The organism is Streptomyces sp. NPDC051987, from assembly GCF_040680735.1.
Lineage (GTDB): Bacteria > Actinomycetota > Actinomycetes > Streptomycetales > Streptomycetaceae > Streptomyces.
In genome coordinates, this window is record NZ_JBFAXI010000124.1 from 1 (window position 1) to 20,976 (window position 20,976).

Genomic DNA, 20,976 nt, shown 5'->3' on the forward strand with positions numbered 1-20,976 from the left:
GACGACGTGATCGTGCAGCGGGTCACCGGCACCGCGAGCCTCGATCTCGACATCGCCCTTGACCACCGGCTCCCCGGCGCCCCGTCCGACCTGGGTCCTCGCCGACCGTGATCTCCAGCAGCACACCCGAGGTGGGCGCCGGGATCTCGGTGTCCACCTTGTCGGTCGACACCTCCAGCAGCGGCTCGTCGGCCTCGACGGAGTCGCCGACCGACTTCAGCCAGCGGGTGACGGTGCCCTCGGTGACGGACTCACCGAGCGCGGGCAGGACCACGTCCGTGCCGGACGCGCCACCGGCCGGAGCGGCGGGGGCGGCGGCCGCGGGGGCCGGGGGGGCCGGGGCCGGGGCGGCGGGGGCCTCGGCGACCGGCGCGGGGGCCGGAGCGGCGGGGGCCGGGGCGGCGGCGGGCTCGGCGGCCGGGGCGGGAGCGGCAGCGGGGGCACCCGTGCCGTCGTCGATGATGGCCAGCTCGGCGCCGACCTCGACCGTCTCGTCCTCGGCGACCTTGATCGAGGCCAGCACGCCCGAGGCGGGGGCCGGGATCTCGGTGTCGACCTTGTCGGTCGAGACCTCGAGCAGCGGCTCGTCGGCCTCGACGCGCTCACCCTCGGCCTTCAGCCAGCGGGTGACGGTGCCCTCGGTGACGCTCTCGCCGAGCGCCGGAAGGGTTACGGAAACCGCCATGGTTTCGGTTGCTCCTTACGAATTGCGGAAGTCTGAGTCGTCGCGTGTGTCGACCGAGGGTCAGTCGTGCGAGTGCAGGGGCTTGCCGGCCAGGGCCAGGTGGGCCTCGCCGAGCGCCTCGCTCTGCGTCGGGTGGGCGTGGATGAGCTGGGCGACCTCGGCGGGCAGCGCCTCCCAGTTGTAGATCAGCTGGGCCTCGCCGACCTGCTCGCCCATGCGGTCGCCGACCATGTGGACGCCGACCACGGCGCCGTCCTTCACCTGGACGAGCTTGATCTCGCCGGAGGTGTTGAGGATCTTGCTCTTGCCGTTGCCCGCCAGGTTGTACTTCAGAGCGACGACCTTGTCCGCACCGTAGATCTCCTTGGCCTTGGCCTCGGTGATGCCCACGGAGGCGACCTCGGGGTGGCAGTACGTCACCCGCGGTACGCCGTCGTAGTCGATCGGGACCGTCTTCAGACCGGCCAGGCGCTCCGCGACCAGGATGCCCTCGGCGAAGCCGACGTGCGCGAGCTGGAGCGTCGGGACCAGGTCGCCGACGGCGGAGATGGTCGGGACGTTCGTCCGCATGTACTCGTCGACCAGGACGTAGCCGCGGTCCATGGCGACACCCTGCTCCTCGTAACCGAGACCGGCGGAGACCGGACCGCGGCCGACGGCGACGAGCAGGATCTCGGCCTCGAACTCCTTGCCGTCGGCGAGGGTGACCTTGACGCCGTCGGCGGTGTACTCGGCCTTCGAGAAGAAGGTGCCCAGGTTGAACTTGATGCCGCGCTTGCGGAAGGCGCGCTCAAGAAGCTTCGAGGAGTTCTCGTCCTCGACCGGGACGAGGTGCTTGAGGCCCTCGATGACGGTGACGTCGGCACCGAAGGACTTCCACGCGGAGGCGAACTCGACGCCGATGACACCGCCGCCCAGGATGATCGCGGACTTCGGCACGCGGTCCAGGACGAGGGCGTGGTCGGAGGAGATGATGCGGTTGCCGTCGATCTCCAGACCCGGCAGCGACTTCGGCACGGAGCCGGTCGCGAGGAGCACGTGGCGGCCCTGGATGCGCTGGCCGTTCACGTCCACGGAGGTGGGGGAGGACAGCCGCCCCGTGCCCTCGATGTACGTCACCTTGCGCGAGGCGATCAGACCCTGCAGACCCTTGTACAGACCGGCGATCACGCCGTCCTTGTACTTGTGGACGGCCGGCACGTCGATGCCCTCGAAGGTGGCCTTGACACCGAACTGCTCGCTCTCGCGGGCCTGGTCGGCGATCTCGCCCGCGTGCAGCAGGGCCTTGGTGGGGATGCAACCCCGGTGCAGGCAGGTACCGCCGACCTTGTCCTTCTCGATCAGGGCGACGTCCAGGCCCAGCTGCGCCCCGCGCAGGGCCGCGGCGTAACCGCCGCTACCGCCGCCGAGGATCACTAGGTCGAAAACGGTGCTGGCGTCGTTCGCCACGTCACGTCCTCCATGCATGTGCGCCGTACGCCGGGCACCTTGGTCCCATACGGGTGGTTGACCGGTCGGTCGGCTGGTGTCCGGCCGCTCTTCTTCGGCCCTGTGGGTGGGGCCCTGTCCTGCCGAGCCCCATCTTCGCACTTGTCGGAGGTGAACGAGACGCGGGGCTGGAGTGTGAGACACCACACGCTCACTTGTTAAACGCCGCGAGGCAGAGCGCCCCGTAAGGGGCGCTGGGGGTACCCCCGGCCGAAGGCTGGGGAGGAACTGCGCGAGAACCCCCACGGCCCGCATCCGCCCGACGACGGAACGGACCGGGGCAGTGGGCGACGGGACCCCGCCCTACCCGCACGCGGGGTCCCGCCCACAAAAGCCGACGTCAGCCCAGCTCGCCCTCAGCGGTCAGCTCCGCCAGCCGCACCAGCGTCCGCACCGCGGACCCCGTGCCCCCCTTCGGCGTGTACCCGAAGGCACCCCCGTCGTTGAAGGCCGGCCCCGCGATGTCCAGGTGCGCCCAGGTGATCCCCTCGCCCACGAACTCCCGCAGGAACAGGCCCGCGACCAGCCCGCCGCCCATCCGCTCGCCCATGTTCGCGATGTCGGCGGTCGGCGACTCCATCCCCTTGCGCAGGTGCTCCGGCAGCGGCATCGGCCACGCCGGCTCGCCCACCTCCTCCGCGGCCTCGTGCACCGCGGAGCGGAACGCGTCGTCGTTGGACATGATCCCGAACGTCCGGCTGCCCAGCGCCAGCACCATCGCGCCGGTCAGCGTCGCCACGTCCACGATCGCGTCCGGCCGCTCCGCCGACGCCGCCCACAGCGCGTCGGCGAGCACCAGCCGGCCCTCCGCGTCCGTGTTCAGCACCTCGACGGTCTTGCCGCTGTACATGCGCAGCACGTCACCCGGGCGCACGGCGGTGCCGGACGGCATGTTCTCGGCCAGCGCCAGCCACCCGGTCACGTTGACCGGCAGCCCGAGCCGCGCCGCCACGACGACGGCCGCGAAGACCGCCGCCGCCCCGCTCATGTCGCACTTCATCGTCTCGTTGTGGCCGGCCGGCTTGAGCGAGATGCCGCCCGAGTCGTAGGTGATGCCCTTGCCGACGAAGGCGAGGTGCTTGTCGGCCTCGGGGTGCGTGTAGGACAGCTTCACCAGCCGCGGGGTCGCCGCCGAGCCGCCGCCGACGCCGAGGATGCCGCCGTAGCCGTCCTTGGCGAGCGCCTTGTCGTCCAGGACCTGGATCTTGAGGCCGTGCTCCTTGGCCGCGCCCTGCGCGATCGCGGCGAACGCGGCCGGCGTGAGGTCGTTCGGCGGGGTGTTGATCAGGTCCCGGGCCCGGTTGAGCTCCTCGGAGACGGCCGTGGCGCGGGCCAGGGCCGCCTTGTGGGCGGCGTCCCGCGGCTTGCCGCCGAGCAGCACGCCCTCGGCGAGCGGAGCCCTGCCGTTCTTCGCCTTGGCGCTCTTGCCGGTGCCGGCCCCGGCGGCCCCGTTCTCCTTGTACGTGTCGAAGGAGTAGGCGCCGAGCAGCACGCCCTCGGCGATCGCGCCCACGGCGGCCGCGTCCTCGACGGGCAGCGCGAAGGCCGCCTTCCTGGCCCCGGCCAGCGCGCGGGCGGCGACACCGGCCGCCCGGCGCAGCGCCTCGGCCTCGTACTCCGCGTCCTGGCCGGGCTCGCTGCCCAGGCCCACCGCGATGACGAGCGGGGCCTTGAAGCCGGCCGGAGCGGGCAGCTTCGTCAGTTCGCCCTCGGCACCCGAGGCTCCGAGGGTCTCCAGGACGGCGGCGAGCCTGCCGTCGTAGGCCGAGTCCACGGCTTCGGCGCCCGGGGCTACGACCGGGCCCTTGGCGCCCTGGGCGACACCGATCACGATCGCGTCGGCCCGGAGGCCGGGCGCCGCTGAGGTGCTGAGTGTGAGAGCAGTCACGGTGGTGGGATCTCGCTTCCGATGTTGATTTGCTGTGCCGAGCGGGTGGGTCGACCGGGCCCGGGGAGCGACCCCAGGCAATGCCCTCGGGGCTCGTTGCGACCGGGGCCTTCACCCCGTCGGCGAACACCCGGGACGAGCCTACGCGTGTGCGTGCGCCGGCTCATTCCTGCGGTCGTTCACCTGAGGGTGGCGTCCGGTCCACCCGCCGTCCCGCGTCCGCCCGTCCCGCGTCCGCCCGTCCCGCGTCCGCCCGTCCCGCGTCCGTCCGTCCCGCGTCCGCCCGTCCCGCGTCCGCCCGTCCCGCGTCCGCCCGTCCCGCGTCCGCCCGTCCCGCGTCCGCCCGTCCCGCGTCCGTCCGTCCCGCGTCCGTCCGTCCCGCGTCCGTGCGGTCCGCTCCGTCAGCCCGCGATCGAGAACACCACGAGTGCCGCGGTCGCCGCCGTCTCCGCGAGCGCCCCGAAGACGTCGCCGGTCACCCCGCCCAGCCGCCGCCTGCAGTGCCGCAGCAGCCCGTCCGTCGCTGCCTCGGCCACCACCACCGCGAGCAGCGCCCGCAGGCTGTCGCCCGCTCCGACCAGCGCCCCGGCGCCGGCCGCCAGCAGCATCACCGCGAACGTGACGACGGTCGCCCCCACCTTGGGCACCACCCCGGCCACCGCCGCCCCCAGCCCCTCCGGCCGGGCGGCGGGCACCCCCTCCACCGCCGCCAGCGTCAGCGCCAGCCGGGCCACCGTCGCCGCGACGACCGCCGCCAGGGCGCCCCGCGCCCACCCGGCGCCGTACGCCTGGGCCAGCGCGGCCACCTGGCCCAGCAGGACGAGGACCAGCGTGATGACCCCGAACGGTCCGATGTCGGACTGCTTCATGATCCGCAGGGCGTCCTCGGCGGGCTTGCCGCTGCCCAGGCCGTCGGCGGTGTCGGCGAGGCCGTCCAGGTGCAGTCCCCGGGTGAGCACGGCCGGTACGGCGACGGCGGCGACCGCGGCCAGCAGCGCACTCGCCCCGAGCACCACCAGCAGCGCCCCGACCGCCCCCGCGCAGAGGCCGACGGCGAGGCCGGCCAGCGGAGCGGACAGCATGCCGCCGCGGGCCGCCTCGCGGTCCCAGCGGGTGACCTTCACGGGGAAGACGGTGAGCGTGCCGAAGGCGAAGCGGACGCCGTCCGGCCAGGGAGTCGCAGAGGTCGTAGCCACCGGCGCAGGTTACCCGGAGGTCAGCAAGGGCGGTCTCCCCGGCCGCACGGCGGGATGACGGCAGGGAACACGGGCGGCGACGGGGCCGGTGACAGGGCCGGGGATAAAGTGCGCACATGGGACATTGGCTGGAGCGGAACATCATCGAGCCGGGCAAACTCCCGCTGCTGCTGGCCCTCACCTCCTTCGTCCTGACCTTCGTGGTCACCCGGGCCATCACCCGGCTGATCCGGGCCGGCAAGGGCCCGTTCGGCAATGTGCGGGCGGGCGGCCTGCACATCCACCACGTGGTCCCCGGGGTCGTCCTCGTCGTCGTCGGCGGCTTCGGCGCGGTCGCCAGTTCTCGCAACGGCCTGGGCGCGGCCCTGGCCGCGATCGTCTTCGGCATCGGCGCGGGGCTCGTCCTCGACGAGTTCGCGCTGATCCTGCACCTCGGCGACGTCTACTGGACCGAGGAGGGCCGCAAGAGCGTCGAGGTCGTCGTCATCACGGCCGCGCTGGTGGGGCTGCTGCTCGCCGGGTTCTCGCCGTTCGGCGTCAACGACCTCACGACGGACGAGCTCCAGGGCCGGGGGACCGTCCTCGCGAACGTCGTGGCCAACTTCGCCTTCTCCCTCGTCGCCCTGAGCAAGGGCAAGGCGCGCACCGCGATCTTCGGGGTGGTCGTTCCGCTGGTCGCGATCGTCGGCGCGGTGCGCCTGGCCCGCCCCGGCTCGCCCTGGGCCCGCCGCTTCTACGGCAACCGGCCGCGCGCGCGGGCCCGCGCCGGGCTGCGCTCCTACCACCACGACCGCCGCTGGTCCCGGCTCAGCCGGACCCTTCAGGACTGGATCGGCGGCAGACCCGACCGCCCCGAACCGGCCCGGCTGCCCGGTCCCGGCCCAGACCTCGGTCCCGGCTCCGGCACCGACCTCGGCTCCGGCCCCGGTTCCGGCCGCCGGTGACGCCGGCGGTGCCACCGCCGGCGCCCCGCGGGGGCCGCCACGCACAGCGCCGCCACGGCCGCGAGGGCCGCCAGGTGCTCCTTGCCCGCGAGGTTGTCCTTCACCGCCACCTCGACCGCCATCGCGGCCGCCACCGCGCCGGCGGTGAGGTAGGCGCCGTAGCGCCAGCCCAGGTAGACCGCGACCCCGACGACGGCGGCCGACGGACCGGTGTCCACCACCCGGGCGTCCGAGGCGGGCAGCCCGAGAGGACCGTGCGGCCCCAACGCGATGGCGAACCGCGCGTACAGCGTGCCGGCCAGGGTCGCCACGTACGCGACGGTCAGGGTCCGCCACCAGCCCAGGCACACCTCGGCCAGCCCGAACACCACCAGGAGCTGGGCCAGCGCCCCCCACACCGGCAGGTCCAGGGCCGGCACGAACAGCGACAGGGGGGTGCGCAGCAGGGCCGCCCAGAGGGGGTCCTCCGGACGTACCGCCCCCGCGTCCTGCACGAACCGGTAGCCCCACGACTGGTTCTGCGTGAACTGCAGCAGCGCGGTCAGGCACGCCGCCGCGGCCGTCATCGGCACCGCCCGCAGCCGGCGCTTGGCCAGCGGGCCGCGCACGGTGGCGTACAACAGCCCCCACTCGGCACGGGCCCAGTGGGCGAACGGCTTCATGCGGTGGTCCTCATGCGTGCGTGTCTCGCTGCGCGTCTCTTCGCGTGCCCGCCTCCGTGCCCCGCTCTGTTTCCAGCCGCTGTGTTTCCAGCTGCCTGCGATGCACCCACTTCGGCAGTCCCGGCGCCTCCAGGAACCCCTCCGCGCGCGCCGACGCCAGGGCGATGCGCGGGAGGTCCGCGCTCTTCTCGAAGAGCAGGAAGCGGGGCTCCCAGATGGGCCGGTACTTGGCGTTGGCCCGGTACAGGGACTCGATCTGCCACCACCGGGAGAAGAAGCTCAGCAAGGACCTCCACAGCCGCAGCACCGGTCCCGCGCCGAGCCGCGCACCGCGTTCGAAGACCGACCGGAACATCGCGAAGTTGAGCGAGACCTGCGTGATCCCGATCTCCCCGGCACGGCGCAGCAGTTCGATGACCATGAACTCCATCAGTCCGTTGTCGGAGTCCCGGTCCCGGCGCATGAGATCGAGGGAGAGCCCGCCCGGCCCCCACGGCACGAAGGAGAGCAGGGCCCGCAACTCCCCCTGTCCGTCCGTGCACTCCAGCATCACGCACCGCCCGTCCCGGGAGTCCCCGAGCCGCCCCAGCGCCATGCTGAACCCGCGCTCGGTGGCCCCGTCCCGCCAGTCGTCGGCGCGCCGGATCAGCTCCGACATCTCGTCCGCCGGGATGTCCTCGTGCCGACGGATCCGCACCGCGTACCCGGCCCGCCCGACCCGGTTGTACGCCTGCCGGACGGTGCGCATCGCCCGGCCCTCCAGGGTGAACTCGGCGACCTCGACGATCGCCTCGTCGCCCAGCTCCAGCGCGTCCAGCCCGTGCCGCGCGTACACGGTCCCGGCCTCCTCGCCCGCCCCCATCACCGCGGGGATCCACCCGTGCGCCCGTGCCTCGCCGAGCCACGGCACGATGGCCCCCGGCCACGCCTCCGGGTCCCCGAGCGGATCCCCGGAGGCCAGGCTCACCCCGCCCACCACCCGGTACGCCACCGCCGCCTTCCCGGTCGGCGACCACACCACGCTCTTCTCCCGGCGCAGCGCGAAGTACCCGAGCGAGTCCCGCTCGCCGTGCCGCTCCAGCAGAGCCCGCAGCTGCTTCTCGTCGTCCTCGGTGATCGGGTCGACGGCCCGGCGGGAGCGGAAGGCGGCGTAGAGGACGGCGAGCACGAGGAGCGTGCTGAGCACGTTGATGACGACGTTCACCCAGTTGGGCGGCGCGATGTACGGGAACCGGGACGGGTCGGCGGCGACCGACACCAGGCGGAGGGTGCCGTAGTGCCAGCGCTCCAGGAACGTCGAGCGCTCGGCGTGCGGCGCCTGGTCGGTGACGGTCACGAGGAGGGCGGCGAGCAGGGAGGCGGTGATGCCGCCGCCGACGGCGACGGTCGCGGCGAGCCGCGGGTTGGACCGGTCGCCCTTGGCGTAGAACTCCCGCCGCCCGACGAGCAGCGCCCCGACGAAGGCGGCGGTCAGCGCGAGGGAGATCCAGTTCTGCGCGTAGCGCCGGATCTCCGGGAACGCCATGGCGAAGGCGAACAGGGCGAGGAAGAGGCCGCTCAGCACGAGGTTGAGGATCCACGCGGCGCGCTTCCGGCGCCGCGTCGTGATCGCGAGGAACGCGGTGAACACGCCGGAGGCGAAGCCGGCGGTCAGCAGGTACGGCGTGAAGAGGTTCTCCTGGTTGTGCCGCCGCACGTCCTGCCCCAGCGACAGCCACACCGCGCTGAGGAAGTTGACGAAGGCGACGGCCCGCAGGTACCACACGGCGAAGGCGGCGGCCCGCCCGGAAACCCCGGCGCCCCGCCGCCCCGGCGCACGTCCCTCACACCGCTCCCCGGCAATTCGGACATCTCCCATGGAGAGCGATCATATGGGCGTCCTCACCCCGAAATCCGCCGTACGCACACGAGCCGCGGGCTTCGACGCAACCGGTGCGCTCTCGCTGTCGCCGGTGCCGGTCGCTCGTCGGGTGCCGCGTGGTGGGGGTCGTTCGCGCAGTTCCCCGCGCCCCTTGGGGGGTGTTGGCCGGCCTCTTCTTTCCATCGCGACGGCGATCGGCCGGAACGGCGTTTTCGGCGGTGCCGTTCCGGCCGGACCGCTACTCTTCCGGCTTCTCCTCGGCTTCTGGCTTCTGGGGCTTTTCCGGGAGTTCCGCTGCCAGGGCCGCTGCGGCCTGGACCAGGGGGAGGGCGAGGAGCGCGCCCGTGCCCTCGCCGAGCGTGACGCCCTGGGCGAGGAGGGGTTCCAGGGCCATCCGGTCCAGCGCCTTCGCCTGCCCCGGCTCCCCGCTGTCGTGGCCGGCCAGCCACCAGTCCGGCGCCCGGAACGCGATCCGCTGGGCGACCAGTGCGCAGGCGGCCACCACCACGCCGTCGAGCACCACCGGCAGCTTCCGCACCGCCGCCTGCAACAGGAACCCGGTCATCGCCGCCAGGTCCGCCCCGCCGACCGTCGCCAGCAACTGCAACTGGTCGCCGAGCACCGGCCGCGCCCGCCGCAGCGCGTCCCGGATCGCCGCGCACTTGCGCATCCACGCGAGGTCGTCGATGGCGAGCCCGCCCCGTCCTGTCACCACCGACGCGTCCGTCCCGCACAGCGCGGCGACCAGCACCGAGGCCGCCGTGGTACCGCCGACGCTGACGTCACCGAGCACCACGAGATCGGTCCCCGAGTCGGCCTCCTCCTCGGCCAGCGCGACCCCCGCCCGGAAGGCCGCCTCGGCCTCCTCCAGGGTCAGCGCGTCCTCGATGTCGATCCGGCCGCTGCCGCGCCGCACCCGGTGCCGTACGACCTCCTCCGGCAGCGAGTCCGGGTCGCAGTCCAGCGCCATGTCGACGATCCGCACGGGCACCCCGAGCCGCCGGGCCAGGACCGCCACCGGGCTGGCCCCTTCCAGGACCGCCCGCACCAGCAGCTCGGCGCTGCCCGCGGGCCGGGCGGAGACGCCGAGTTCGGCGACGCCGTGGTCACCGGCGAAGAGCAGGACCCGTGGCCGTTCGACCGGCCGTACCGGTACCGAACCCTGCGCGGCGGCCAGCCACTCACCCAGGTCGTCGAGGCGGCCCAGCGACCCGGGCGGCACGATCAGCCGCTCCCGGCGCGCCTCGGCGTCACGGCGCACACCGCCGTCGGGGCGCTCGATCAGATCGGTGAAATCGTCGAGATTAAGCGAGCTCATTCGCCGAACAGTACCGGCCCCGAACGAACGCTTCCCCCGGTGTCTCCCGCCGCGCTCCGCGGCCCTGCTCGGAGCGGGTGACGGCCCCCTCTCACCAGGGCGGCGCCGGGCGGTCGCCCGCCGGCGGCGGCAACTCGTCGGGGACGACATGGACGGCCGCCTCCTCCGCGCCCGCCGCGCCGCCGTCCACGCCGGCGTCCTCGGCGACCGCCTCCTTCGTGGTGTCCGTGCGCACCCCCTCGTCCGGCGCCACCAGGCGTCCGGCGCGGCGGTCGCCGGCCTCCGGGTCGCGTGGCTCGCCGTCGCCGCCCGGCAGGTCCCCGATGCCGTCCTCCTCGGACGCCGTCACGTCCGGGACCTCCTGGGCGAGCCGCTCGTCGAGGGACTCGCCCGTGCGCTGCTCCGCCGCGGTGGTCCCGGACCGGGTCACCCCCAGGGGCTTCTCGGGCGGGGAGTACCCCTCGTCGAGCATCTCGTCGTAGCCGCGCTCGTCGACCGCGTCCTGGAGATCCAGCGGCGCGGCGTCCTCCTGCTCCTCGTTGCCGCCGACGGGCTGGTAGACGTCGTCCGCCCTGCTGTCGTCGCTCATGTGCGGCCCCTTCCTTCCGATCACCGGTGGACGACTCCCGAAGTACCGAGAACCGGACGGATCATGCTCCGTCCACCCCGGACGGTGCGCCCGGAGCGGCGCCGACGTCCGACCGGCGGCTCGCTGCCGCTCCGGGCCGCGGGGCCGGTCTACCGTGCGGCGGGCCGCGGGGCCCGGTCTACCGTGCCGCCATGCCGCCCCTGCGGGTCGACGACTCCGCTGCCCGAGCGGTCGCCGCGGCGGCCAGCGCGAGCAGGAAGGCCACCGCGCCGGTGACGACGTTGTTCACGATCGTCCTGGTCGTGTGCACCGAACCGGCGACGGCCCACGGCGCGATGATCGTCCACAGACCCAGCAGGCAGGCGCACCACGCCATGCCGTGGGTCCGTTCGTAGGCCCGGCCGAACCCGCCGCTCATCGCCAGCGCGTACGCGAGGCCGACGATCAGGTTGGTGACGGCGAGGGTGGACAGGCCGTTGAAGCCGGCGATCCACGGAGAGGCCGCCAGGTAGACGCCGGTGAGAAGCGCCAGCGCCTCGACGGCCTGCCCCTGTGCGGTGCTCGTCGCGCGCTCCGCCATCTCGTGGCGCAGCCGCATCTCGACGAGGTCCGGGTGCGTCTCCATGGACGGCCTGGGAGATGTGGTCATTTCTTTCACCTCGGTCTTTCGCCTTCGGAGCGGGACGGTTCGTCCTCTCGGGTGACATCCGGGTACCCAGCGATCGCCCAAAACCATATAAATCATGACGTGTGTGGCGGACGGCCGGGTACTCGGCCGGTCACCGAACCATGGAGGACGCCATGACCGAATCGACCCCGATCCCGACCCCTTCCCAGGCCGAGGGCGAGCGGGAGCCGGACGCCGGCGGCGCCGACATCCCCCGCACCACTCCGTCGCAGGCGGAGGGCGAGGACGAACCGGAGCCCGACAGCGACTCCGGCACGGACTGACCGAAGGCGGGCACCGGCCGCTGACCGCACCTGCCGCCGCCTCCCGGCGGGCGTCGGTTCTCCCCCCACCCGCACGGCGCCTTGGCATGCGAGACGGGTATCCCATACGTTCCGGTTTGCAGTGGATTGCGTTCAGGGAGTACTGGGAGCACAGGGAGCCGCCCATGCCGCCGCGCACGCCCGAACCCGCCCCGGGCGCCGACCGGTTCCACGAGCCGCGCCGCGAGGACTGCCCCTGGTGCGGCTCCCGGCGCCTGCGCACCCGCCTGCGCACGCCGGACCTCCTCCACCACCGGCCCGGCACGTTCACCGTCGACGAGTGCCAGGACTGCTCTCATGTCTTCCAGAACCCCAGGCTGTCCCCGGCGGGCCTCGCCCTCTACCACCGGGACTTCTACGACGGCCGCCTGGAGGACTACGCCGACCGGCTGCACGCCACCCGCGGCGGCCGCCGCCGGCACCGTGCCGCGGCCCGCGCGATGCTGGCGCTGCCGGAGCCGGAGAGCTGGCTGGACGTCGGCACCGGCCGCGCCCACTTCCCGCGCCAGGCGAGGGAACTCTTCGCCTACACCTCCTTCGACGGCCTCGACCCGACCCTGCGCGTGGCGGACGCCCAGGCCGCCGGCCACATCGAGGAGGCGCACTGCGGTTACCTGGCCGCCCCTGAGGTGCTGGCCCGGCTGCGGGCCCGGTACGACGTCGTCAGCATGTTCCACCACCTTCAGCACACGCCCGACCCGCGCGCCGAACTCCGCGCCGCCGTCACGGCGCTGCGCCCCGGCGGGCATGTCCTGATCGACGTCCCGAACCCGCGCAGCGCGTTCGCCGGACTCCTCGGCAAGTGGTGGATCCCGCACGGGCAGCCCCGGCACCTGCATTTGATGCCGCTCGACAACCTGCGGACGGAACTGGAGTCCCAGGGCTGCGAGATCCTCCGGACGGACCGGAAGTCGCCCCACCTCCCCTACGACATCTCGGCGGCGCTCGGGCTGGCCCTGGGGCGGCTGCTGCCGAAGCGGTGGCTGCGGGCGGCTGCGCCGCTGATCGCCGTGGCGAGCGCCGCGGACCACGTCCTGGCCCCTTTGCTGCGCCGGACGCCCTTCTCCAACGCGTACCGGATCCTCGCGAGAAAGGGGCGGTGACGCCGTCACGCGACCTGCGGCCCGGTGGGGGGTCCTCGCGCAGTTCCTCCCCCAGCCTTCGGCCGGGGGGACCCCCAGCGCCCCTCACGGGGCGCTGCAGGTGGCGCGCTTCTCACCAGCTCCGGACGCTCTTTCCCGGCCGCGGGCAATCGCCGCTGGGGCGGTGACGCCGTCGCGCGACCTGCGGCCCGGTGGGGGGTGCTCGCGCAGTTCCTCCCCCAGCCTTCGGCTGGGGGCCCCAGCGCCCCTTACGGGGCGCGTTCCCACCCCCCGGCCTGCTACCTCAGTACCACCGCCTGCCCCGCCACCACCAGCACCACCTGCTCGCACTCACTCGCGAACGCCGCGTTCAGGCGGCCCAGTTCATCGCGATACCGCCGCCCCGACGCCGTGGCGGGCACGATTCCCGAGCCCACCTCGTTGGACACGGCCACCACCGTGCGCCGCGTCGCCCGCACCGCCTCCGTCAGCTCCCGCACCCGCTCCCGCAGCGCCTTCTCCCCGCCCGACGCCCACTCCGTGTCGTCCCACGCCCCGACGGAGTCCATCGCGTCCGTGAGCCACAGCGACAGACAGTCGATCAGCAACGCCGGCCCGTCCTGCGCCAGCAACGGCACGAGGTCGCACGTCTCCGTCGTACGCCAGGACCCCGGTCGCCGCTCCCGGTGCGCGGCCACCCGCTCCGCCCACTCGGTGTCCCCGCCCCGCGTACCGCCCGTGGCGACGTAGAGCACGTCGGGGAAGGACTCCAGCCGCCGTTCGGCCTCCACCGACTTCCCGGACCGCGCCCCGCCCAGCACCAGCGTCCGCCGGGGTACGTCGGGCACGTCCTCGTACACCCCCACCGTCAGCGTCGTCCCGTCCGGCACCGCCCGCGCCCCGGCCGCCGCAAGCCGCCGGGCCGACTCCTGACCGGGCGGCACGTCGTGGCCGAGGTGCACGGCGACGACGTCCGTGGCCGGTCCGGCCGAGCCGACCGCCCGCAGCCGCGCCAGCGCGTCGGGCCGCCCCACGACGTCGAGGAGCACCAGGTCGTACGAGTCCGCGCTCCCGCTCTCCAGTCCGGCCGGCGCACCGCCCGGCGGCAGGTACAGCAGCCGTTGCCCGTCCGGGCCGGTCACCGCGTACCCGGTGCCGCCCGCGTCCATCGCCACCGCCCGCACCCGATGCCCCGTCAGCAGCGCCAGCTCGCGCCCGTCCGGCACCCGGGCGGGCTGCGGCAGCCCGGCCGGCAGCTCGACGGCGGGCCCGTCGTGGGGATGCGACAGCAGCACCTGCCGTACGCCCCCGAGCGACCGCCCGGCCCGCGCCGCCGCGAACGCCGACCCCGGCGTCAGATCGAGCAGCAGCGTCCCGTCCACGAGCAACGAGGTGGCGGCCCGTGCCTCCGGGCCGACGGCACACGCGCAGGCCGCGCAGGGGCAGTCCGGGCGAGGCAGCCCCGCGGGAGCACCGGTACCGAGCAAAGTCACTTCCACGCCCTGATTTTCACCCGTCCCGACGGTTCTCGCTCCAGCGGCGTCCAGGAGGACGCGCCACCGAAGGGGCGCGGCGAACCGCGCACTCAGCCCCCACCGGCCCGCGGGCTCGGCTCTCACCGGCCCCGCACCTGCCCCACAACCAGCGGAGTTTTCGTCGGCGCCCTTATACGATGCACCAGTTGGATCAAAGGAGGCCTACATGGCGGCATGGACGTGGCGGTTCGAGAAGGCCGACGGGACGGAGGTCCAGCCCGCGGTCGAGCCCGAGGTGTTCACCACCCAGGGCGACGCCGAGTCGTGGATCGGCGAGCAGTGGAAGGCCCTGCTGGCCGGCGGCGCCGACCAGGTGCGGCTCTACGAGGACGCCACCGAGATCTACGGCCCGATGAGTCTGCACGCCGACGAGTCCTGAGGCGTGCCGGTCCGGGGCGGCCGACGCCGGCCTGCCCCGGACCGGCACCGGCTCACTGCTCGCCCAGCGTCACCGGCACCGTCCTGCTCACGCCGTCCCGGCTGAAGGTCACCGTCGTCTTCTGCCCCGGCCGGTCCGAGGCCAGCGACTCGGCCAGTGAGGTGATGGTGGTGATGTCGTCACGGCCCACGCGGGTGATGATGTCCCCGGGCCGGATGCCCGCCCTGTCGGCCGCGTCGCCCGGCTTCACGGTCACCACGGCCACCCCGGCCGGCTGGTAGTTCACGTCGACGACCGTGCGCCCGGCGATGCCGAGCGCGGCCCGCCCCGAGTCGGTGACCTTCCCCTGCTTGATGATCTGGTCGGCGACCGTCGTCACCATCGACGCCGGGATGGCGAACCCGATCCCCGGTGCCGCGCTGCCACCCAGGTTCGGGTCGCTCGCGGCCAGCGTCGGAATCCCGATGACCTGGCCGTCCAGGTTGACCAGGGCGCCCCCGCTGTTGCCGGGGTTGATGGCCGCCGAGGTCTGCACCATGTTGGGGATGGTGGCGCCCGTACCGCCGCCCGCGGGGTTCTCGCTGACGGTCCGTCCGGTCGCCGACACGATCCCCTCGGTCACGCTGGACGACAGCCCCAGGGGGGATCCCATGGCCAGCGCGATCTGCCCGACCTGGACCTTCCCGGTGTCCCCGAAGGCGGCCGCCTTCAACCCCTCCGGGACCTTGTCGAGCCGGATGACCGCCAGGTCCTGCTGCGGGTAGGAGTACACCAGCGTCGCGGTGAGCGGTTCCTCCGAGTTGGCGGTCGTCACCTTGAACTTCTTCTCGCCGCCCACCACATGCGCGTTGGTGACGATGTGTCCGTCGCCGTCGTAGACCACGCCCGAGCCCAGGTCGCTGCTGGCCTGGATCTGCACGACCGACGGCAGGACGTTCTTGATCACCTTCTGGTACTGGTTCTGCAGATCGGCCGCCGCCAGCGGGACGGCCGCCGCCCGGACGGCCGAGGTGTCCGCGGTCTCGTCGCTCCCGAAGGCGGAACACCCGGAGGCGAGGGCGAGGCAGCAGCTGCCGAGCACGGCGGCCGCACGGAGGGCCCGGCGGGCAGGGGAAGCGTCCATGCCCCCGAGTCTCGCCGCGGCGGTCACCCTCCGGCGCGTACTGCTGGCCCGAACGAGCGGCACCACGGCCCGGTCAGCCGCGGACCCCGCACAGGTGCAGCAGCGCGGCGACGGCCCGGTACGGATCCGTCCGCCCGGCCCGCTCCTCCACCGCGAGCAGCGTCTCCAGGTCGGCGGGCGGGCCGGCGTCGTCCGCGGCGGTGTCCGTGAACACCCGCACCCCGTACCAGGCCTGCAGAGGGGCGCCGATGCCGGCGAGGGCGCCGGTGAGCGCGGCCAGCCGGTCGGCCCGGACGTCCAGGCCCAGCCGGTTGCGGTAGGAGACGGTGTCGAAGGACTCCAGGGCGGCCGCCCAGTCGCCGCTCAGCCCCGGCCGCATGGCCAGCGCGTCGGCGTTGCGCACCAGCAGCGACAGCAGCCCGCCCGGGGCCAGCATCCGGGCCAGCCCGGCGAGCAGCGCGTCCGGCTCCGCGAGGTACATCAGCACCCCGTGGCAGAGCACCACGTCGAAGCTGCCCGGCAGGAAGTGGACGCCGGTGTCCCGCCCGTCCCCCTCGACGATCCGCACCCGTTCCCGGATGCCCTCCGGCTCACCGGCCAGGGCCTGACGCGCGGCGGCGATCATCGTCGGTTCCCGCTCGACACCGGTCACCTGGTGCCCGAGCCGGGCCAGCCGCAGCGCCTGCGTGCCCTGGCCCATCCCCACGTCGAGCACCCGCAGCCGCTGCCCCACCGGGAACCGCCCGGCTATCTGCTCGTCGAGCTGCCGGGCGACCAGCTCCTGTCGTACCACGTCACGCAGCCCGCCGAGCCTGGTCAGCCAGGCCTGCGCCGCACCCCCGGAGAACGGCTCTGCGCTCAGGGCCGCTCTCCGCGCTTGACCTGCGGCTTGGGCAGCCGGAGCCGGCGCATCTGGAGGGAGCGCATCAGGCCGTAGGCGACGGCGCCCCGGCGGTTCTGGTCCGGGAAGCGCTCGGCCAGCCGCTTGCGCAGCCGGAAGCCGCTGACGGCCGCGTCCAGCACGATCAGCACGATCACGACCAGCCACAGCAGCAGCGCGATGTTCTTGATCGCCGTGTTGTTGACCACGCTCATGACCAGGATGACCACGGCCAGCGGCAGGAAGAACTCCGCCACGTTGAAACGCGAGTCGACCCAGTCACGGGCGAACCTGCGGACCGGGCCCTTGTCACGGGCCGGCAGGTACCGCTCGTCACCGGTGGCCAGGGCCTGGCGCTGCCGCTCCATGGCGGTGCGCCGCTCGTCGCGCTGACGCTTGGCGGCGTCCTTGCGCGTCGTCGGCGTGTTGGCCACGCTGCGGCGCTGGGACTGGGCCTCACTGCGCTTGGGCGTGGGCCTGCCCTTGGGGGCCTGCGGGTCACGGATCTGCTTGGAGTCGGTCAGCGCCTTGTCGGCGGGGGCCTTCTCGTCCTTGGCACGGCTACGGAACACAAAACCCAAGGGTACGGGGTGCCGGGGTGTGGGCCCTAGCGCGGTGGGGAACGATCCCGCAACGCCAGTCGTCTCCATGGGGGACAGAGGGGACGTTGCAGACGGTTCACTCCGGGGAGGCTCTCCTACCTGTGCCGGAGCGGACCCGACCGCAGTCGTCCTTGGGGATGAGCGCATCGGTCCCCGAACAGTGCGGTAATGGACGCAGGGCCCGTACTGTGGGTTCTGTCGCAGGATCGGTGAGCTGGAGTCCGTCAGAAGGGGGCGCGCGAAGCCCATGAGCGGTGTCATGAAGCGTATGGGGATGATCTTCCGCGCGAAGGCGAACAAGGCCCTGGACAGGGCCGAGGACCCGCGCGAGACCCTCGACTACTCGTACCAGAAGCAGCTGGAGCTGCTGCAGAAGGTCCGCCGCGGCGTCGCCGACGTGGCGACCAGCCGCAAGCGCCTCGAACTCCAGCTGAACCAGCTCCAGCAGCAGTCCACCAAGCTGGAGGACCAGGGCCGCAAGGCGCTCGCCCTCGGCCGTGAGGACCTCGCCCGCGAGGCGCTCTCCCGCCGCGCCGCCCTCCAGCAGCAGGTGACCGACCTGGAGACGCAGCACGCCACCCTCCAGGGCGAGGAGGAGAAGCTCACCCTCGCGGCCCAGCGGCTGCAGGCCAAGGTGGACGCCTTCCGCACCAAGAAGGAGACCATCAAGGCCACCTACACCGCCGCCCAGGCGCAGACCCGCATCGGCGAGGCCTTCACGGGCATCTCCGAGGAGATGGGCGACGTCGGCCTCGCCATCCAGCGCGCCGAGGACAAGACGCAGCAGCTCCAGGCCCGCGCCGGCGCCATCGACGAACTCCTCGCCTCCGGTGCCCTCGACGACCCGACCGGCACGGCCAAGGACGACATCGCCGCCGAGCTGGACCGCATCTCCGGTGGTACGGATGTGGAGCTGGAACTGCAGCGGATGAAGGCCGAGCTCGCCGGCGGCTCGCCCCAGCAGGCGATCGAGGGCGGCACCGGTCAGGGCGGGCAGGCGCAGCAGCCGCAGGGCACCCCACGCTTCGACAAGCAGTAGCCGACGCCTGGAGGGCGACATGGCCGACATGGTCGTGAGGATCATGGGGGAGGGCCAGGTGAGGCTGGCGGACAGCCACCTCACCGAGCTGAACAAGCTGGACGACGAGCTCCTCACCGAGATCGAGTCCGGCGACGAGGCAGCCTTCCGCCGCACCCTGACCGCCCTCCTGGACAAGGTCCGGGACCTGGGCGCACCGCTCCCCGACGACGCCCTGGAACCCTCCGACCTGATCCTCCCGTCCCCGGACGCGACCCTGGAGGAGGTCCGGGCACTGCTCCGGGACGACGGGCTCATTCCGGGCTGACGGTAGGAGAACAGCCCGTCCGGCGTTCGAGGGCGAGGCCGGCAGGCCGAAGCGGGATCCGGGTGCGGCAGCCCCCGACGGCGGTGCCCGCAGCGGGCCGAGCCGACAGTTCCGGCCCGCACGAACCGCCCGTACTGTTCACACCGTGAGCACTCTCGAAAGAGCCCGCTGCAGAGCCGGCGCCCATCCACTCGCCGTGGACGCGGTCATCGCCGCGGGTGCCCTCGTCTGCATGGTCGTGAGCTCTTTCGCCGCCCCGCAGAGCGCACACGGCGTCGCCTGGGGCATCCGCGTCCCGGCCCCCCTCAGCCTGGCCCTGATGACGCTGGCCGCCGCCGCCCTGGTCTTCCGCCGCCGCGCCCCGAAGACGGTCCTGGCCGTCACCGGCGCCGCCTCCCTCGTGGAGTGCGTCACCGGCGACCCCCGCGCCCCCGTCGCGATGGCGGCCGTGATCGCCCTGTTCACCGTCGCCGTCACCACCGACCGCCGCACCACCCTGCGGGCCGGGCTGCTCACCATGACCGTGCTGACCACCGCCGCGATGGTCGCGGGCCCGCTGCCCTGGTACGCCCAGGAGAACCTCGCGATCTTCGCCTGGACCGGCATCGGCGCCACCGCCGGGGACGCCGTCCGCAGCCGGCGCGCGGTCGTCCAGGCCATCCGCGAGCGTGCCGAGCGCGCCGAGCGGACCCGTGAGGAGGAGGCCCGCCGCCGGGTCGCCGAGGAGCGGCTGCGCATCGCCCGGGACCTGCACGACGTGGTCGCCCACCACATCGCCCTGGTCAACGTGCAGGCGGGAGTCGCCGCGCACGTCATGGACAAGCGGCCCGACCAGGCCAAGGAGGCGCTCGGGCACGTCCGCGAGGCCAGCCGGTCCGCGCTGAACGAACTGCGCGCCACCGTCGGTCTGCTCCGCCAGTCCGACGATCCCGCGGCGCCGACCGAGCCCGCCCCGGGCCTGCACCTCCTCGACGAACTCGCCGACACCTTCCGCAACGCCGGCCTCCCGGTCGAGGTCGCGCGCGCCGACCAGGGCACCACCGCGCCCGCCGCCGTCGACCTGGCCGCCTACCGGATCATCCAGGAGGCCCTGACCAACGTGCAGAAGCACGCCGGACCCGACGCCAAGGCCGAGGTGAGCGTCGTACGCGTGGGACCGCACATCGAGGTCACCGTCCTCGACAACGGCTCCGGCGAGGACACCGCCCCCGAGGCCGGCGGCGGCCACGGCCTGCTCGGCATGCGCGAGCGCGTCACGGCCCTGCGCGGCACCCTCACCACCGGCCCCCGCTACGGCGGCGGCTTCCGCGTCCATGCGATCCTGCCGGTCAAGACCGACGCCGACGACCGTACGAGCGGTCGTTCCAAGGGCCGTACGGCCGCCCTGGGGGATTCCGCATGACGATCCGTGTCCTGCTCGCCGACGACCAGGCACTGCTGCGCAGCGCGTTCCGGGTGCTCGTCGACTCCGAGTCCGACATGGAGGTGGTCGGCGAGGCTTCCGACGGTGCCGAGGCGGTGCGGCTGACCAAGGAGCGCGCGGCCGACGTCGTCCTGATGGACATCCGGATGCCGGGCACGGACGGACTGGCCGCCACCCGGCGGATCAGCGCCGACCCCTCGCTCGCCCACGTCCGGGTCGTGATCCTGACGACCTTCGAGGTCGACGACTACGTCGTCCAGGCGCTGCGCGCGGGCGCCTCCGGCTTCCTCGGCAAGGGCAGCGAACCCGAGGAACTCCTCAGCGCCATCCGGCTGGTCGCCGGCGGTGAGGCGCTGCTCTCCCCGACGGCCACCAAGGGCCTGATCGCCCGCTTCCTGGCCCAGGGCGACCTCGGCGACGACGGCCGCGACCCGGCCCGCACCGAGCGGCTCGACGCGCTCACCTCACGGGAGCGCGAGGTCCTGGTCCAGGTCGCCGGCGGGCACTCCAACGACGAGATCGCCGAGCGCCTGGAGGTCAGCCCGCTGACCGTGAAGACGCACGTCAACCGGGCCATGGCCAAGCTGGGCGCGCGGGACCGGGCGCAGCTCGTGGTGATCGCCTACGAGTCGGGACTGGTCCGCCCGCGGATGGAGTGAACTCCACCCGGCCGTACTGCGGCGGGAGTACGGCAGGGTGGAACGGGACCCAGGGCTTACTCGTCCCGACGCTGTACGCGATGCTCGAACTCCGCAAGGAGCGCCGGGTGCAGAAGCGCGCGGCGAAGAAGGGCGCGGCGGAGAAGAGCGCGGCGGAGAAGAGCGGCGAGAAGGCCGAGGAACCGGCGCCGGCCGGGGTGTGACCGGCTGAACCGCGGCGGGGGGGGGGCCGCCCCCCCACGGACCGCCGCCCCCCGCCGCGCGGGTGCGCGCGGGCAAGCCCGCCCCCCCGCCGGAGCCGCGGGGCGCGGGGGGCCGCCGCGCCG

At 73.6% G+C, this 20,976-nt stretch carries 20 protein-coding genes and 2 pseudogenes; 9 read left to right on the forward strand and 13 right to left on the reverse strand.

Annotated elements, in window-relative coordinates; all coding sequences use genetic code 11:
* Window positions 1-94: 94 nt before the first annotated feature.
* From AB0M11_RS37540 to AB0M11_RS37555, 4 genes and pseudogenes are all read right to left on the reverse strand, one after another.
* Window positions 95-685, reverse strand: a pseudogene (locus AB0M11_RS37540) (biotin/lipoyl-containing protein); the annotation flags it as partial.
* Between the two features lie 60 nt (window positions 686-745).
* Window positions 746-2,134 carry a dihydrolipoyl dehydrogenase gene (gene lpdA, locus AB0M11_RS37545; protein WP_365712746.1) on the reverse strand — a complete coding sequence of 463 codons (1,389 nt, stop codon included), beginning with the start codon at window positions 2,132-2,134 and terminating at the stop codon, window positions 746-748.
* Between the two features lie 379 nt (window positions 2,135-2,513).
* Window positions 2,514-4,061 (reverse strand): leucyl aminopeptidase, encoded by a 1,548-nt coding sequence (locus AB0M11_RS37550; RefSeq protein ID WP_365712747.1) that lies wholly within the window; start codon window positions 4,059-4,061, stop codon window positions 2,514-2,516.
* A 401-nt stretch (window positions 4,062-4,462) separates the two neighbouring features.
* Window positions 4,463-5,257, reverse strand: coding sequence for an adenosylcobinamide-GDP ribazoletransferase (locus AB0M11_RS37555; RefSeq protein ID WP_365712748.1), 795 nt, complete (start codon window positions 5,255-5,257; stop codon window positions 4,463-4,465).
* Window positions 5,258-5,373: 116 nt separating this feature from the next.
* On the opposite strand from AB0M11_RS37555, the gene AB0M11_RS37560 reads away from it, so the two are divergent.
* A complete protein-coding gene (locus tag AB0M11_RS37560) occupies window positions 5,374-6,201 on the forward strand; it encodes a hypothetical protein (RefSeq protein WP_365712749.1) in 828 nt (275 codons plus the stop codon).
* Between the two features lie 41 nt (window positions 6,202-6,242).
* Here AB0M11_RS37560 and AB0M11_RS37565 read toward each other — a convergent pair.
* From AB0M11_RS37565 to AB0M11_RS37585, 5 genes and pseudogenes are all read right to left on the reverse strand, one after another.
* Window positions 6,243-6,863 (reverse strand): annotated as a pseudogene (locus AB0M11_RS37565) (hypothetical protein); the annotation flags it as partial.
* 10 nt (window positions 6,864-6,873) lie between these two features.
* The gene (locus AB0M11_RS37570; protein WP_365712751.1) at window positions 6,874-8,721 is read right to left on the reverse strand and encodes a phosphatidylglycerol lysyltransferase domain-containing protein; all 1,848 of its coding nucleotides are present in this window, start codon (window positions 8,719-8,721) and stop codon (window positions 6,874-6,876) included.
* Window positions 8,722-8,962: 241 nt separating this feature from the next.
* Entirely contained in the window at window positions 8,963-10,042 is a 1,080-nt protein-coding gene (cobT, locus tag AB0M11_RS37575) for a nicotinate-nucleotide--dimethylbenzimidazole phosphoribosyltransferase (RefSeq protein ID WP_365712753.1), read from the reverse strand.
* A 91-nt stretch (window positions 10,043-10,133) separates the two neighbouring features.
* A complete protein-coding gene (locus AB0M11_RS37580) occupies window positions 10,134-10,631 on the reverse strand; it encodes a DUF5709 domain-containing protein (protein ID WP_365712755.1) in 498 nt (165 codons plus the stop codon).
* A 178-nt stretch (window positions 10,632-10,809) separates the two neighbouring features.
* Complete coding sequence (locus tag AB0M11_RS37585) at window positions 10,810-11,280, reverse strand: SPW repeat protein (protein WP_365712757.1); 471 nt, start codon at window positions 11,278-11,280, stop codon at window positions 10,810-10,812.
* Window positions 11,281-11,432: 152 nt separating this feature from the next.
* On the opposite strand from AB0M11_RS37585, the gene AB0M11_RS37590 reads away from it, so the two are divergent.
* Both AB0M11_RS37590 and AB0M11_RS37595 read left to right on the forward strand, forming a co-directional pair.
* Entirely contained in the window at window positions 11,433-11,582 is a 150-nt protein-coding gene (locus tag AB0M11_RS37590) for a hypothetical protein (RefSeq protein ID WP_365712759.1), read from the forward strand.
* Between the two features lie 164 nt (window positions 11,583-11,746).
* On the forward strand, window positions 11,747-12,724 hold the full coding sequence (locus AB0M11_RS37595; protein ID WP_365712761.1) for a class I SAM-dependent methyltransferase: 978 nt from the start codon (window positions 11,747-11,749) through the stop codon (window positions 12,722-12,724).
* A 278-nt stretch (window positions 12,725-13,002) separates the two neighbouring features.
* Here AB0M11_RS37595 and AB0M11_RS37600 read toward each other — a convergent pair whose 3' ends face one another.
* Window positions 13,003-14,202, reverse strand: coding sequence for a bifunctional adenosylcobinamide kinase/adenosylcobinamide-phosphate guanylyltransferase (locus tag AB0M11_RS37600; protein ID WP_365712763.1), 1,200 nt, complete (start codon window positions 14,200-14,202; stop codon window positions 13,003-13,005).
* Window positions 14,203-14,404: 202 nt separating this feature from the next.
* Here AB0M11_RS37600 and AB0M11_RS37605 point away from each other — a divergent pair, with 202 nt between their 5' ends.
* Window positions 14,405-14,617 carry a hypothetical protein gene (locus AB0M11_RS37605; RefSeq protein WP_365712765.1) on the forward strand — a complete coding sequence of 71 codons (213 nt, stop codon included), beginning with the start codon at window positions 14,405-14,407 and terminating at the stop codon, window positions 14,615-14,617.
* Between the two features lie 52 nt (window positions 14,618-14,669).
* Here AB0M11_RS37605 and AB0M11_RS37610 read toward each other — a convergent pair whose 3' ends face one another.
* From AB0M11_RS37610 to AB0M11_RS37620, 3 genes are all read right to left on the reverse strand, one after another.
* The gene (locus AB0M11_RS37610) at window positions 14,670-15,740 is read right to left on the reverse strand and encodes a trypsin-like peptidase domain-containing protein (RefSeq protein ID WP_365712767.1); all 1,071 of its coding nucleotides are present in this window, start codon (window positions 15,738-15,740) and stop codon (window positions 14,670-14,672) included.
* Between the two features lie 73 nt (window positions 15,741-15,813).
* Window positions 15,814-16,518, reverse strand: a complete 705-nt coding sequence (locus AB0M11_RS37615; protein WP_365712779.1) for a methyltransferase domain-containing protein — start codon at window positions 16,516-16,518, stop codon at window positions 15,814-15,816.
* Between the two features lie 80 nt (window positions 16,519-16,598).
* Window positions 16,599-17,270 carry a DUF3043 domain-containing protein gene (locus AB0M11_RS37620; RefSeq protein ID WP_365712769.1) on the reverse strand — a complete coding sequence of 224 codons (672 nt, stop codon included), beginning with the start codon at window positions 17,268-17,270 and terminating at the stop codon, window positions 16,599-16,601.
* Between the two features lie 199 nt (window positions 17,271-17,469).
* Here AB0M11_RS37620 and AB0M11_RS37625 point away from each other — a divergent pair, with 199 nt between their 5' ends.
* From AB0M11_RS37625 to AB0M11_RS37645, 5 genes are all read left to right on the forward strand, one after another.
* Window positions 17,470-18,261 carry a PspA/IM30 family protein gene (locus tag AB0M11_RS37625; protein ID WP_365712771.1) on the forward strand — a complete coding sequence of 264 codons (792 nt, stop codon included), beginning with the start codon at window positions 17,470-17,472 and terminating at the stop codon, window positions 18,259-18,261.
* 28 nt (window positions 18,262-18,289) lie between these two features.
* Window positions 18,290-18,568, forward strand: coding sequence for a hypothetical protein (locus AB0M11_RS37630; protein ID WP_365712781.1), 279 nt, complete (start codon window positions 18,290-18,292; stop codon window positions 18,566-18,568).
* 145 nt (window positions 18,569-18,713) lie between these two features.
* A complete protein-coding gene (locus AB0M11_RS37635) occupies window positions 18,714-19,970 on the forward strand; it encodes a sensor histidine kinase (RefSeq protein ID WP_365712773.1) in 1,257 nt (418 codons plus the stop codon).
* Window positions 19,967-20,650, forward strand: a complete 684-nt coding sequence (locus AB0M11_RS37640; RefSeq protein WP_365712775.1) for a response regulator transcription factor — start codon at window positions 19,967-19,969, stop codon at window positions 20,648-20,650. The genes AB0M11_RS37635 and AB0M11_RS37640 overlap by 4 nt, the downstream gene beginning before the upstream one ends.
* An 80-nt stretch (window positions 20,651-20,730) precedes the next feature.
* Entirely contained in the window at window positions 20,731-20,853 is a 123-nt protein-coding gene (locus tag AB0M11_RS37645; RefSeq protein ID WP_365712777.1) for a hypothetical protein, read from the forward strand.
* Window positions 20,854-20,976: the final 123 nt, after the last annotated feature.

Excerpts from the sequence above, each read along its gene's own strand:
- AB0M11_RS37605 (WP_365712765.1), top strand. The coding sequence starts at position 14,405 with ATGGCGGCATGGACGTGGCGGTTCGAGAAGGCCGACGGGACGGAGGTC.
- AB0M11_RS37580 (WP_365712755.1), bottom strand. The coding sequence starts at position 10,631 with ATGAGCGACGACAGCAGGGCGGACGACGTCTACCAGCCCGTCGGCGGC.
- AB0M11_RS37640 (WP_365712775.1), top strand. The coding sequence starts at position 19,967 with ATGACGATCCGTGTCCTGCTCGCCGACGACCAGGCACTGCTGCGCAGC.
- AB0M11_RS37570 (WP_365712751.1), bottom strand. The coding sequence starts at position 8,721 with ATGGGAGATGTCCGAATTGCCGGGGAGCGGTGTGAGGGACGTGCGCCG.
- AB0M11_RS37630 (WP_365712781.1), top strand. The coding sequence starts at position 18,290 with ATGGTCGTGAGGATCATGGGGGAGGGCCAGGTGAGGCTGGCGGACAGC.
- AB0M11_RS37585 (WP_365712757.1), bottom strand. The coding sequence starts at position 11,280 with ATGACCACATCTCCCAGGCCGTCCATGGAGACGCACCCGGACCTCGTC.
- AB0M11_RS37590 (WP_365712759.1), top strand. The coding sequence starts at position 11,433 with ATGACCGAATCGACCCCGATCCCGACCCCTTCCCAGGCCGAGGGCGAG.
- AB0M11_RS37625 (WP_365712771.1), top strand. The coding sequence starts at position 17,470 with ATGAGCGGTGTCATGAAGCGTATGGGGATGATCTTCCGCGCGAAGGCG.
- AB0M11_RS37560 (WP_365712749.1), top strand. The coding sequence starts at position 5,374 with ATGGGACATTGGCTGGAGCGGAACATCATCGAGCCGGGCAAACTCCCG.
- AB0M11_RS37620 (WP_365712769.1), bottom strand. The coding sequence starts at position 17,270 with ATGGAGACGACTGGCGTTGCGGGATCGTTCCCCACCGCGCTAGGGCCC.
- cobT (WP_365712753.1), bottom strand. The coding sequence starts at position 10,042 with ATGAGCTCGCTTAATCTCGACGATTTCACCGATCTGATCGAGCGCCCC.
- AB0M11_RS37595 (WP_365712761.1), top strand. The coding sequence starts at position 11,747 with ATGCCGCCGCGCACGCCCGAACCCGCCCCGGGCGCCGACCGGTTCCAC.
- AB0M11_RS37610 (WP_365712767.1), bottom strand. The coding sequence starts at position 15,740 with ATGGACGCTTCCCCTGCCCGCCGGGCCCTCCGTGCGGCCGCCGTGCTC.
- AB0M11_RS37645 (WP_365712777.1), top strand. The coding sequence starts at position 20,731 with ATGCTCGAACTCCGCAAGGAGCGCCGGGTGCAGAAGCGCGCGGCGAAG.